This is a genomic window from Anaerobacillus sp. 1_MG-2023, from assembly GCF_030547345.1.
In the GTDB taxonomy this organism is placed as follows: domain Bacteria; phylum Bacillota; class Bacilli; order Bacillales; family Guptibacillaceae; genus Guptibacillus; species Guptibacillus hwajinpoensis_B.
The window spans coordinates 1-13,958 of record NZ_JAUORD010000002.1 but is presented as its reverse complement, the minus strand read 5'-3'; the positions used below and the strand labels follow the sequence as shown (position 1 = coordinate 13,958).

Here is a 13,958-nt window from a genome sequence, read left to right as displayed (position 1 = left end):
TGACATGGTTAGTCAACAAAGAGTAGTTCAGTTTTAAACATTCAAACTCTCTTTCTTAAATGACAAAATCCAATTGTTTCTTCTACATTTACAACATAAGTTGTTACCACTCATTCAGAAATCTGATTTTCTTTTGATAAATAGACTATTTCGACCGACTGATGATGAGTTAAATACCCTTTTAATTTTTGATACTTCATATACCCCCTCATTCAGATTGTTTGTTCCGATCGTATTACGAACAAACTGCCAATAATTCTCACGAGAAGAGAGAAGTTATTTTTCCTATTAGCGTTATGACCAATTGATGAAACAAACATAAAAAACCTGCCAGTTGGCAGGTTTAGGCTCCACTCTCTCTTTCTTTTCGATTACGATAGAATTCATGAAACAGTTTCATTAGTGCTCGCTTTTCAATTCTAGATACGTAACTTCGTGAGATCCCAAGCTGTCGGGCTATTTCTCGCTGTGTTAATTCCTTCTCAAGATTCAGACCAAATCGCCCAACAATAACTTCCTTTTCTCTGTCATCTAAAATATGAATGTACTCATATATCTTCTTTTTCTCCATGTTTAACTGAATTAATTCAACAATATCTTCCGTTTCTGCTTTTAAGACATCGATTAGAGAAATTTCGTTCCCTTCCTTATCCTGACCTATCGGGTCATGAAGAGATACGTCTTTTTTCGTTTTCTTCAAAGCGCGGAGATGCATCAGAATTTCTGTATAACTGACACAAGAGAGCATCAAATATATAAAGTAAACTCGTCTTATATCTTATCAAAAATCCAACATATTATTTGTTAGAAAATCTAAGGTGAAAAGCAATATTTTAGATCATTAGTTAAAAATTCTCTTTAATATTAAGTATAATATTTTTCTTTCCTCCTACGAAAAGCTTCTTCAGACCCCTCCATTATATCCAATATTGCTTGTCTTACATTAGGGTTATCAATACCACCATTAGTCCTTGTTTTCCCTTTACCCAAATCAGTACTAAGTGCATAAATAAGTTCGGAGTCTCCATTGACTGGTAAGTTTGCATTATGAGTTGCCACAATGATTTGTCTATTTATTTTCATTTTTCTTATTATTGGCACTAGTTCATTATAAATAAAATCTGAATCTAATTCATCCTCAGGTTGATCAATAACAATTGGAGACTTACCTTCTGAAAAAAGCAATGTAAGTATCGCAGTATTTTTCTGGCCATCTGATAAACCGTTGTCTACTAATGAACCTGCTCTTGAACCATCATTTCTGAACAAAATAATATCAATCAAATCATCAACCCTAGTTAATTTTAATTCGTTATACATTTCAACATAATTTTCATAGAAATGTATTTTTAGATTCTCATGAAATTCTTGTAAATCAGTTGGCATTTCATCACGCTCATTCAACCATATGGAAAATAACTCCCAAGGATTCTTATAGTCTGAAATCATGTAATTTTCGTATAATACCACTCCAATGTCTTCCCAATTCCTCCCCATACGGCTTCTACCATCATGAGGAATTTCTCCCCAAATAGAATTAAAGTGATTTGCATCCCCCATAGGGTTGATATCTACTTGTATAAATGATTGATTTTGCGCACCACTTATTTTAGGAATTGCCTCATTAGAAAGTAGCTCAGATATTGCACCTTTTCTTAAGTCAGTTTGATTATTCCATAATTGGTATAACTCATTGATTTTGGTGGGTAAACATCTTAATTCTTCATTAATAGCTGAAATATTTATATCCTTTTCTTGAATTGATTCCTGTTTAATACTAATCTGCTCTTCAACAGAAATAAGCCTTTCCAAGTCTTCAGGTTTTATTTGCTGCTCTTTACATGCATTAATAAACTCATATTCAAAACCATTTAGCTTCCTATTAACTTCATCCCACGCCTGATGTCTAACAGTTAGCTCCATAACTTTATGATCAAAATTTAATAGCGCTTTATCAATTTCAGCACTCAGCTCAACTGCTGCTTTTTCTAGACCAACTTCTAAGTGTGAGAAATAGTCCTCTTCTACGAAGCTTTTCAAAGGACTTTCTAAGACAGGGGTATTGTCTTGAATTTTACTCTTTAAATCATCGAATAATTTAATTATTTCGTCAGTACTTGGCTTAATACTATGTAAGTACTTTTTGATTTTTTCAGCGTTTATTTTTTTGTCTTTTTCTTCTTGAACTACTACAAATGCTTTCCATTGCCTACTTAGTTCAACACACTCTTGAACTAATTCTTTTCTTTCACTTTCCAATCGTTTCAAAACTGTTTCTTTTTGTTGTAGAATTCTTATTTCTTCTCTTAGCACTGTTTCTCTTTCAACCAATCTTTTTAACTCTTCACCTGTTATTCGATCAATCAAAGGCATTAAACTTGGTGTTACTTGTGCCATATAGGTAATTTCACGCTGACTATAAATTTGAATTCCTAGTGAATTTAAAATTGTTGATAAATCAGTCACTTCGCCATCTCTACTTACAATATTTGGTTTATTTTCTGAAACATCATATTTAAATTCATCAATTAAACCGTTATCATACTCCCATGTAATTTTAACTTCTGATTCTTCAGTTAAAGTCCTTTTTAACCTTTTAATTTGTTCATTTTGTTCTGAATCCAAATCCTCTTTTGTACATAAACGAATATATTCTAATATTGAAGATTTGCCTGATCCTCGTCCACCAATAATACAATTAAAGTTTGGCGAGAAATGTATTATTTGATCTTCTAAAAATGCCGCGTTTGAAATTTTGATTTTTTTTATCTTTCCGTGTCTGGGAGTTGGTTTTTCAAATTCATGTGAAATTCGAGAATTATTATCGATAAATGATTGTAACAAAGCGCTTATAGTTTTAATAGACATTTGTATCCATGTATGTCTTTTTCCAATATATCCTTTGTCGCCTTCATATAAACTGTATGCATCTGAGGACATTACCGTTGCAATAGGACTTTCTCTTTTCCATTCTCTATTGCAATCGGGACTAGATAATAAGATTTTTTGAATACCATTAGAAAGAGTCCTTATTGGTTTAGGAATCTCTACCGCCAATAACCTAGGGTCTGTAAACATTTTCCTCTGAAAATGTTCAGTTAAAAACCTATCATGTAACATACCGCTTTCAGACTGCGGATGTGCTGCAATTACAATACCAGGGAAGTCATTATTTTCTTGGACATCTAATAGTATTTTTTCATAATTGGCAGTAGCTGGTAATATATTCCCGTTTTCAACTCTAGAATGCTTAAATAACCCAAAGGAGGAAACTAATTCGTCTATATAGTCTAAAGGGGTGGAAGGGTCAAATAAACATAATAAATGAACGCCTAATCCTTGGGAAACCTCTATCTCAAATCCAGGAAATATAGTTAAAGGATTTCTTCCGACTTCCTCAGAAATACGCTTGTTCCGATCTATTAATAACTCCAAATATTCTCTTCCAATAAAATTATGATCTGTCACTCCAATAATATCTAATTCTACTTCGTGACAGCGTCTCAAATATGAATCAACAGACTGGAGTAATTCCTCTTTAGTACTATCTCCTCTTACTCTAGCGTCACAATTACGTGACCAATTATAATGGTCTCCAGGAGTTTGCATTTGCAAATCACATTTGAACCATTGCATACCTAAATAACTCATAAAACCACCTCGATTTAATTTTATAAAAACATTACTTTAAAAACACAGTTCGCATTCCATATTTTAACATGATTCAACCTTTAATTAGTAACTAAAGTAGTTAAATTTGGATATTATTAATGAAATTATCGAAATTTTACAAAAGATGACGCGCGATATTTTGTGTAAAACATTTGAGACATAAAAAGAGGTAGGGTATCCTCAAAGTCAACGACCAAATCAACTCAAGAGGGATGCCCTACCTATGTCTACTAGTATAGGTCAGAAATCACTAGATAATCAATTAGATTCCATGGTACGAGAGTTTGTAAAAGAAAAATTGGAAACGATCATGAAAGAAGAAATGAATCGTTTCTTTGAAGAAGAACACCCAGAATTGAAAAACTACAAAAATGACACGTATGCCCGTCAGCTTGATACGAAATACGGCCGTTTAGATGACCCTCAGGTGCCACGTAATCGAGACAATGCCTTTCAAAGAGAAGTCTTTTCTCCTTACCAGCATCGTGAACAGTGGCTTGGTGAAACGATTATCACGATGTATCAGAAAGGCATTAGCACACTAGAGATTGGACATTTTCTTGAGCGCATTCCTGGGAACAGAATCTAGGCGTTCTCTTAACCTTTCTCCAACATTCCTCGTCCATTCGGCCGATGATTTACACGACGAGTATCATCGAACGGACGATTAAAGAGATTAAAAGCGCACCAAAACGATGAATAGTCTGCCAGGAGAAAAGGCTGCTGATAAAATTGTCTATCTTCAATCCAAGGACTACAATCAGCGCTGGAGCGAGCGAAAGCTACGTGGTTTTAGCACAGCCTTTCCTAACTTACAGAGCATGTTTCAGGAACATTATGGGACAAAGGAGTAGTAAGGTCGAATGCAACTTTTCTGGCATTGCCCTCGGGGCCATGGCATAACTCCCCACCCCAATGAAGGAGAAAGGATATCCCTATCTTTTGAATTACACAAACTTATTGACACTACGGTGGTTTATATGGAAATTATATATTATTTATCGCTATTTTAATCTAATATAAGTATAAGGGAGGGAATTATATGGAAAAATTATTATTTTTAATAATATTTACGCTTCCAGGTTTCATGACATACATTTTAGCCCAATTATTAGGTGCTACACCATCTTATAAAAGGAAAGGTAACGAAATGCTGATGGTTAGCTTATTATTATGGATTCCTATTGTTACTGTTACTTTAACCATTTATCAAATTTTCTCCTCTTTATCTCATTGGAGTATATTACATCCTGCTATGGACTTACCTATCATAAAAAGGAACTGGCTATATTTTAATGAAATGACAGATCTAACAGCATTTTCAAACGAACCAACTTTTTTATTTTACTATTTAACTATGAGTTTGATTCTTAGCTACCTAATTGCTAGGTATTGTTATAAATATGTATATAAAATTGTTCATAATAAAATAAATGATATAAGGATAAAGAATAATAAAGCTATAATATCTTCAGATTCATCGGTATGGGATAAAGCCTTTACTGGAAACGATATCCAAATAGTGAGAGTAGGAAGCACTGTAAACCAGGAGTTTTCGATTGGAGAATTAGCATCTGTTTCAGGAGGGCTTGAAAATGAAAAAGAAATTTTACTAAGACACGTTGATCACTGGACGAATATCACGAACTCATACAAAGTTAGGATTACCGAGGTTTATTTAGATACAAAATCGAGTTGCAAAATAGAGATTTTTGATAGAGATCAAGCCTATCAAGCGCAAGATCTCTATCTGAAAGACTTAAGAAATCCTGAGTAGTTAATTTTTCTTTTCTGGAGGAGGAGACGAAGTGTCTGGTCTAATAGTGAAGCTTGGTTTATCAACTGATGCCTGTTCATGTTTACCATCCGTATCTCTAGGTCTCTTTTCGACTCTTCTTTCATTGTGCAAATTTATTTCCTCCTTTAAATGATTAGACTATGGTAACATAATTCTTCATTAAGATTCCCTTTTCCTTCTTTTAACCTAGCCTTCACCAGTAATTTATGAACCAGATTGTGAAATAAGCCTATTGGATATTTGTGATAGAATAAACGATATATTGTAAAATTCAACTTATATTAATGAATAGGTATTAACCTATTAAAAATTACATATAGGACACCAAGATATTCTGGTGGTGATAAAATGGTGGTTTATCAAATGACAAACTGGTTTTATAACTACCTCAGGGGCAAAGGAGCACGTCCTGTTAGCGAAGATGATGAAACTTCTCACTTAAGTAAAGTTCCACGCAGGTCAATTGAAGCCTACTTTGAGATGTTTTTTATTGCTAACTTTATTAATAATCATGAATAAAGAGGTACAGATATGTTTTTTTTCACAATACCCAACTATTGGGATCTTTAATAGAATATCGAAATCAAAAAAGCTTGGAAAGGTATTTGCGCCTCCAAGCTCTTTTGCTGAGTAATATTCAACATGATTTGTGTTGAATGTTACTGTTGTTATTTAATCCATTTTGCTTAAGATTAAATAGGATACCAGCATATAGACGTTGACAAAATCGGTCAACAAATCGTCAACATGGATTTATATTTTTGAGATGTATTAGCAGTACTAGATAGTAAGCTATACAAAGTAATTTGTTTTGATTGATGAATAATCCCGACCATATAATAACCAATAAAACACTTAAAAATCGTCGCCAAAAACATTGGCTTAATTAATTTAATCTTGATCCCTCAACCCTTCATACACCTCATCAATCATATCTTCCATTAAAAATTCTTTGAATTCATTGTCTTCAAGAATCTTCATGAAAAATTGCTCGTTATTTTGCATGCGATTGATTACAAAGTCCATGAATGTCCGATTAAAGCTAAATTTAAAATTATCTTTGGTATTGCTTTTAGCTTTTTGCGCAAGATCTTCGTTTGCTTTCATATCTTCAACGATTTGATCTCTAGATAACTTATCAACTTCGGTAAATTCTGTTCCAAAGCGATCATTCATCCGATCAATGATCGAGGAAAGACGTTCTTTTTCTTCTTCTCTTCCTGCTGCACTTCCATACTGACTCGGAGTGAGGTATGCTCCACCAGTTTCATTAAGAATAATACTACCCTCAAAGCTTTTCTCATTTCGATAATACTCTAATGCAACATCATCAGAGAGATATACAGGATCTTCAGGTTTTCTTGGAAGCTTTTTTAATAATGAGCTTAAATAAATAAATCGCTTGTGAAGCTCTACATCAGAGAAGGGGCCAATTTGTAAAACAAACGCATACGTTCTTACAAACTTCATTGCTGATGATTTAAAATATTCTTGTTTCTCTTCATCCAATTCTTTGGTAAAGCGTTGAACTCCAGGATCAAGTGCAGCATTGAGTTTCCCTTGAAAACGTGCACTTTTCGTTGGCTGGTCACTGTACTCAAGATTAGCAACGGCATTTACTTCTTCTTCTGTATAGACTTGCATCGCATCAAGCTCATGCTGGACATCGTATAAAATATTCGGATCAGTCGTTTCCCCAAGACCTGTAACTTCATAATAAGTTTGAAAAGCAGCTTGGATTGTCTCAGCATCATTTACAAAGTCTAATATAAATGTGTCATCTTTGCCTTTACACGTTCGGTTTAAACGTGAAAGGGTTTGAACCGCCTTAATTCCATCGAGTGGCTTATCAACATACATAGTATGAAGCAAGGGTTCGTCAAAACCTGTTTGATACTTCTCTGCCACGATCAGAACTTGGTAATCATCAGAATGAAACTTTTCTGGTAATTCTTTCTCACTAAATTTGTTCATTTCTGCTTCTGTATAGGATAATCCATTATCTTCAACTGTTCCTGAAAACGCAACGAGTGTTCTTAAGTCAGAATACCCTTGTGCCTTTAGATATTTATCAAAAGCATGCTTATATCGAACTGCATGAAGGCGACTTCCTGTGACAACCATTGCTTTCGCTCGTCCGTTAATTTTATGACGTGTTACTTTACGAAAATGTTCTACCATAATTTCCGCTTTTTGTGCAATATTATGTGGATGAAGTGATACGTATCGAGCAATCTGACGACTCGCCTTATTCTTCACCACTTCTGGATCATCATCGATGTTTTTTTCAATTTTATAGAATGTTTGATACGTGACATAGTTTTTTAACACATCATGAATAAAACCTTCTTCAATCGCCTGTCGCATTGAATAAAGATGAAACGGTTCATATTTGCCGTCTTCTCTGGCTCTCCCAAACCGTTCTACCGTCTTGGGTTTCGGTGTAGCAGTAAAAGCAAAAAAGGAAATGTTGGATTGATCCCCACTCTTAGCAATCACTTCAATCATCCGTTCTTCCGCATCCGTCGCTTCACCTTCCTCGACCATGCTCTGTTCATATGCTTCTTCTAACGTTTTATCGGAGAGAAGAGCAGTCATGGCTGAAGATGCCTTTCCACCCTGTGAGCTGTGAGCTTCATCAATGATGATCCCATAAGACCCGCGACTGAATTCCCCCACTTTATCAAGGATAAACGGGAATTTTTGCAGGGTTGTGATTATTATCTTCGTTTTATTTTGGATCGCTTTCGCTAATTGGTTCGAATCTTCATCAACCTTCTCAACCATGCCTGCTTTATGTTCTAATTGATAAATCGCATCTTGAAGTTGCCTATCTAATACTCGTCGGTCAGTAATAACAATAACACTATCAAATACAGGTTGTTCTTCTTGGTCATGAAGTTTTGCCAAACGATGAGATAGCCAAGAAATACTATTCGTTTTGCCACTCCCCGCTGAGTGTTGAATTAAATAATTTTTCCCTGCTCGATGTTCCGTCACATCGGCTTCGACTTTTCGAACCGCATCAAGTTGATGGTAACGTGGGAATATCACAATTTCTTTCTCATCAATAATATCCCCGTTGCTGTCACGAATGTTCTCTTTTTGTATATAGACGAAGCGAAAAAGAATGTCAATCAAGCTATCAGGTTTTAGAATCTCTTCCCATAGATACGACGTACGGTAATCTCCTACTACGATTGGATTTCCTTTGCCTCCATTATTGCCTCGATTGAACGGAAGGAAAAATGTTTTCCCTTTGTTTAATTGTGTCGTCATATACACTTGATCAGTATCTACTCCAAAAAAGACGACCGCACGTTTCTTAAATTGAAATAGTAGCTCATTAGGGTCACGGTCTTTCTTAAATTGTTTCATTGAATCTTCAACAGTTTGACCAGTTAGTTGATTTTTCAGCTCCATAACGACTAATGGTAACCCATTGATTAAGAGCAACATATCAATTGACTTACGGCTTCCAGCACTATAAAAAACTTGACGACTGACGGTGAAAATGTTTTGTTCATATTTTTCAACAAGAGTTCGGTTCATATCTGTCGGCGGCTTGTTATAAGCAAGTTTAAGGGTCACACCATAATCTTTTATTCCATGTCGTAAGCAATCAATCATCCCTCGACGTTTGAGTTCTTTATCAATGCGATCTATCACTTTGAATTGAATGTCATTTTTGTATGCTTTTCTTAATCGTTCCATCGACTTCGGTTGTGTCTCTTCCAAGAAGGAAAAAAGTGTCGCTTGATCAATTGCCCACTTTTGGAATATGGCAAGGTCAGAACCTGTAAGTACCCTCTGATGAAACCCCGACTCGACCAACCGTTGTTCAATATTCTCTTCAAAACCTTTTTCGGTTGTGTCGATACTCACGACGACGACACCTCCTCCTGTTCGATTAGAGCCATCATACCTCTGACGTCTATTTTTCCTGTCACTGCTTCGTAGATGAGAGATTGACGATATTCTTTCAATTTGTTTATTATTTCTCTTTGCGTATATATAAGTGATTCATGATAATTAACAGTACTTTTTAGGTATTCCACTATGACTAATTGTTCTTCCTTAGGAGGTAAAAGTATCTTCAAATTTTTTATTCTACCTGGATCTAGATGAGGGTGTAGTGCTCCAGTTCTATAAGATATAAGAGAGAAGAAACCATAATTAGACTGAAAGTACCAATTAAGATATTCTCCATATCCAGTATGATTTTTCAACCTCACAATAATTAAAGCATGACAATTAGTATTATCGTACTCACTAGTGATAACTGCACATTGACCAATATCACCAGTTTGCACAATTACTAAATCACCTTTTTTTAATTTTGATTTTTTTTGTTTTTTACTCCACAATTCATCAACATAATAGGGTTTTTTATTAAATAATATATTCCCTTTTTTTATATGTAAAGATTGTAAGTATCGAACACCGCTATCTCTTAAAATATTCCTTGTTGGCCCTACATAACCATTTGATAATTTATCAGTAATTGTACCAAGTCTGTTTAATTCCCAATGCTCAGGAATCCCACCAATCCATTCCACTCCTGAGTCCTTCATCTTCACATTCGGGTCAAGCCCTTTAGTCACTGCTTCGGTAATGACCGCTTGACGCTTTTCTTCAAGTAATTTGATCAATCTTTCTTTGTCCTCAATTAAATCATCGATCTCGGTAGTTTTTTTATCAAGAAAGGCGGTGATTTTATCTTGTTCATCTCTTGGAGGCAAACCTATTTTAATTGAACCAACAGTTTCGGTGTTTAAATTTAGTTGAGTTCCGAATTTACCTAGACCTTTATACGGTTCTCCTGATTCAAAAATATAATATAAAAATTTAATATTTTCTTTATACTCTGGAAAGTATACAAAACCATCATGAATACAGCATTTTATTTTTGATATACAAGGTTTTCCCACACTACCAGCAATACTTAAAAAAATATTTTCTTCGTTCAATTTCACACTCAATTTACTTCCTATTTCAGACATTCTTTGAGTGGTGTTTTCTAAATACATTTTTGACTTGGTAACATCAGAAATTCTAACCCATGCATATTCACCCTTTTCATCAAAAAATTTGGGGTCATCAATAGGTCTGGGTGATGCACCTCTTTTTATACTAGTTAACCACTTTATCTTTTTTACTTTCCAATAAGAAGGAATTTCTTTCAACCAATTTTCTTGACTATCAATTAAACTTCGAAGGTTAGTTTTTATCACACCATCACCTTCTTCAACTTATCTATAATACTCGCTTCAAGTGCCTGAATTTCTGCTTTGATTTCATCTGAGGATCGAAGTTCTTGATATTTGTAGAAGTGCCTCGAAAACGGTATCTCATAACCTATCTTCGTTTTCTCCTCATCAATCCAAGCATCAGGTACGTGTGGTAAGACTTCTCGCTTAAAGTAATCATTTTTGTTTTCTTTCAATGGAACGTTTTCCGAGTCTCGTAAGTCTGAGTCAGGTTCAGGATCGCCTTTTTTATTCTTTAAACACACATCGGCAGTATCATCTTTTTCAGAAAGTGATGCAAGAATCGCTTTTAGTATCGGTGCTTTTGTAACAATGCCTAAGTTCTTTAATTTTGATTGTAGGATATCTGTGAATATCTCACGGTTTTTATACACTGTACAGTTATCCATCGATTGTAATGCTTCGATGATAGCTTTTTGTTGCTTTTGTCCTGCTTCTTCTTCTTTTAACCTTGCTTCATCTTTTTTCTTCGACTTCGCAAGGTTTTGGAACGCTTTTTGATCATAAATACGCTCAATCCGCTCGTTATCGACTTTAAAATTGAGTTTCAGTGGTCGCTCAACAATAATTTTTTGAAACCCAAAATCTTCGTTATCAAAGATTTTCACTTGCTCTGATTCTTTGTAATCACCATATATGCGAATGATTTCATTAATTTGTTTGGGTGAAATCTCATGCCGCTTTTCTCCCATACTTTTACGCATTTTCTTATAGTAATCTACTGCATTGACCAGCTGAACCTTTCCTTTACGCCAATGTGTTTTATGGTTCGTCAAAATCCAGATATATGTGGAAATGCCCGTATTATAGAAAAGACTTGTTGGCATAGCCACTATTCCTTCCACAAGGTCATTTTCGAACATATAACGACGAATCTCACTTTCTCCACTTCCAGCATCCCCTGTAAACAATGGCGATCCATTCATAATAATAGCTAATCTTGAACCTTTAGGGTTCTCATCACTAACTGGTTTCATTTTTGAAACTAAATGCTGTAAGAACAATAATTGACCGTCACCGATCCGAGGTAATCCTGCACCAAAACGGCCATTCATACCTAAATTTTCGTGTTCTTCTCGAACTACTTTTTCAGATGGTTTCCATTCGACGCCATAAGGTGGATTGGAAATAAGATAATCGAATTTCTCAGTCGGAAATGCATCTCGCGTTAATGTATTGCCAAACCGAATATTCTGTGCTTCTTCTCCTTTAATAAGGGTATCAGCCTTACACATCGCAAATGATTCTTCATTAATTTCTTGAGCGAAAAACTCTAGCTCAGCTGATCTATTCAACTCATTTAAATACTCCTGGGCAATTGAGCCCATGCCGCCTGTACCCGCACAACCATCATAAAGAGTTTGCGTAATACCTGGTTTAGTTAATATGTCATCATCATCGTTAAACATGAGTCCAACCATAAGACGTACTACTTCTCTTGGTGTGTAGTGGTCACCAGCTTCAGCATGTTCGGAGTAACGTCGGATCAACTCTTCAAAAATATAGCCCATTTCAAGATTTGAGACTACATTAGGGTTCAAATCAACTTCTGCAAAACGTTTCACTGTCAAGTAAAGAAGATCATTACGATCCATCTTTTCAATCTGTTTATCAAAATCAAAGTACTCAATAATCTCACGCGCGACTTTTGAAAAACCATTAATGTAATCTCGCAAGTTTTCCGCAATATTATCGGAATCATTTAAAAGTTTATTGAAGTCATAGTTGCTTGTATTATTAAAAAGCTGATTTGATTTTCTGTTCAATATTTCGTCTCGAGCGTCTTCAGGTAAATGCTTGAATTGTTCGTAGCTCTTTAATACATCTTCTTTCGTATCTTCTAAAACGTTGTCAAAACGACGTAAAACGGCCATAGGTAAAATAACTTTACCATAGTCTTCAGGCTTATACGGCCCCCGTAAGATTTCAGCAATTGTCCATAAAAAATTAACTTTTTCTTGAAAATTCACCATGACATTTTCTCCTTTTCGCTACTAATGCATTGTTTTTTTCTCTTTTTTTTAACTCACGGTAAAATGAACTACGACTAACTTTAGTGATCGCACAAATCTCTTTCACAGTACTATCACCTTTTTCATACAACTCAATCGCATGATTCATTCCAGGATGCTCAGCCGTGTATTTTTTCACTTTGCCTTTAAACTTCCCTTTAAATTTTGCTTGAGTAATACATTCCTGTTGTCTCATGCGGATCATTTTGCGTTCGTATTCGGATAATCCAGACAGAACTGTTAATAAAAGCTCAGAAAAAGGATTTTCATCCGTCATATCAAACCAAAAATCTTTGACCGAACGCAAAGCTACACCTTGCAGTAAATCAACAGTTGTTAGGCTTATTCGATCCAAACTATGTACAACAATAATGTCCCCTTCACTCACTTTATCTAGTAATACATTAAGAATTGGACGATTGGTCGTCCTCTCACTCATTTTTTCTTCTCAAAATATCTCACAGCCCTCTTCTTTTGAAGCCGATGCATAACCATACTTCAAAACCTCTCGATATAGGATTTATTTACTATGATTTTACATTTCATCCTGGAATAAGTAAATGGGATACTTTAATCTTTGCAAAAGACCTTGACCGATGTAATCGCCTCTTTATCTCACACATTTACCTTAGAAGTGGCTTGAGTTTGTTCCTTGTATTATTTAAGGGTATTCTCTAAGTAAATCTTCAGAGCTGCTTATTGTTCACTTTGCCATCTTGTTCTTATTTGAGACACAAACTCCTCTCGTCTTTAAAAGAAATAGATCTCGAGCAGTTTCAAGGGGAACGAAGAAATGAACGAAAAAGAAAGACGGAATTTTGAGGGCAGAATCCACGAACACACGGTGGCTCTTTCAAAAAGCAAGGGATCCGTAATGAACATTCTGTGTAATGGTAGCGAAAAATAGATAATTGATTCAAATCAGAGGATATAGAACTGCGGAATTAAAAGTAGCTAGGGATCGATCATGCAGAGCAAAAAGTTTTTCGGCTTGCAAGATGGAAGAATGATTAAAAGCGGGCTATCCTCAAGATTTTTACAACAAAAAATGGAACAGTGTCTTTTTGATAAGTTCCAATAAATATACCATTAGAAAAGCTATCATTGAATAATAAAGGGAACCCCAACGTGATATGATCCCCTCATAGTAGACAGAAAAAAGAAAGCGCACTAAGCTGTCTATTATGGAGGGGATTTTTCTATGGG

General features: G+C 35.1%; 8 protein-coding genes and 2 pseudogenes. 3 read left to right on the top strand and 7 right to left on the bottom strand.

The annotated features are described in order from the left end of the window. Nucleotides 1-343: 343 nt before the first annotated feature. Both Q4550_RS03785 and Q4550_RS03780 read right to left on the bottom strand, forming a co-directional pair. Nucleotides 344-724, bottom strand: a pseudogene (locus Q4550_RS03785) (sigma-70 family RNA polymerase sigma factor); the annotation flags it as partial. Between the two features lie 140 nt (nt 725-864). Next, nucleotides 865-3,651 (bottom strand): TrlF family AAA-like ATPase, encoded by a 2,787-nt coding sequence (locus Q4550_RS03780; protein WP_303530515.1) that lies wholly within the window; start codon nt 3,649-3,651, stop codon nt 865-867. A 244-nt stretch (nt 3,652-3,895) separates the two neighbouring features. Here Q4550_RS03780 and Q4550_RS03775 point away from each other — a divergent pair. Beyond that, nucleotides 3,896-4,526 (top strand): annotated as a pseudogene (locus Q4550_RS03775) (transposase). 188 nt (nt 4,527-4,714) lie between these two features. Further along, nucleotides 4,715-5,449 (top strand): DUF6338 family protein, encoded by a 735-nt coding sequence (locus tag Q4550_RS03770; RefSeq protein ID WP_303530513.1) that lies wholly within the window; start codon nt 4,715-4,717, stop codon nt 5,447-5,449. Here Q4550_RS03770 and Q4550_RS03765 read toward each other — a convergent pair whose 3' ends face one another. Continuing rightward, complete coding sequence (locus Q4550_RS03765; RefSeq protein ID WP_303530511.1) at nt 5,450-5,581, bottom strand: hypothetical protein; 132 nt, start codon at nt 5,579-5,581, stop codon at nt 5,450-5,452. A 252-nt stretch (nt 5,582-5,833) separates the two neighbouring features. Here Q4550_RS03765 and Q4550_RS03760 point away from each other — a divergent pair, with 252 nt between their 5' ends. Beyond that, nucleotides 5,834-5,989, top strand: coding sequence for a hypothetical protein (locus Q4550_RS03760; RefSeq protein WP_303530509.1), 156 nt, complete (start codon nt 5,834-5,836; stop codon nt 5,987-5,989). Nucleotides 5,990-6,361: 372 nt separating this feature from the next. Here Q4550_RS03760 and Q4550_RS03755 read toward each other — a convergent pair whose 3' ends face one another. The 4 genes from Q4550_RS03755 to Q4550_RS03740 are packed head-to-tail and all read right to left on the bottom strand — an operon-like array spanning nt 6,362 to nt 13,191. Further along, on the bottom strand, nt 6,362-9,355 hold the full coding sequence (locus Q4550_RS03755) for a type I restriction endonuclease subunit R (protein WP_303530508.1): 2,994 nt from the start codon (nt 9,353-9,355) through the stop codon (nt 6,362-6,364). After that, a complete protein-coding gene (locus tag Q4550_RS03750) occupies nt 9,352-10,704 on the bottom strand; it encodes a restriction endonuclease subunit S (protein ID WP_303530506.1) in 1,353 nt (450 codons plus the stop codon). Before Q4550_RS03750 ends, Q4550_RS03755 begins: the two co-directional genes overlap by 4 nt. After that, nucleotides 10,701-12,713 carry a type I restriction-modification system subunit M gene (locus tag Q4550_RS03745; RefSeq protein ID WP_303530504.1) on the bottom strand — a complete coding sequence of 671 codons (2,013 nt, stop codon included), beginning with the start codon at nt 12,711-12,713 and terminating at the stop codon, nt 10,701-10,703. The genes Q4550_RS03750 and Q4550_RS03745 overlap by 4 nt, the downstream gene beginning before the upstream one ends. After that, the gene (locus Q4550_RS03740; protein ID WP_303530502.1) at nt 12,688-13,191 is read right to left on the bottom strand and encodes a recombinase family protein; all 504 of its coding nucleotides are present in this window, start codon (nt 13,189-13,191) and stop codon (nt 12,688-12,690) included. Before Q4550_RS03740 ends, Q4550_RS03745 begins: the two co-directional genes overlap by 26 nt. Nucleotides 13,192-13,958 lie beyond the last annotated feature (767 nt).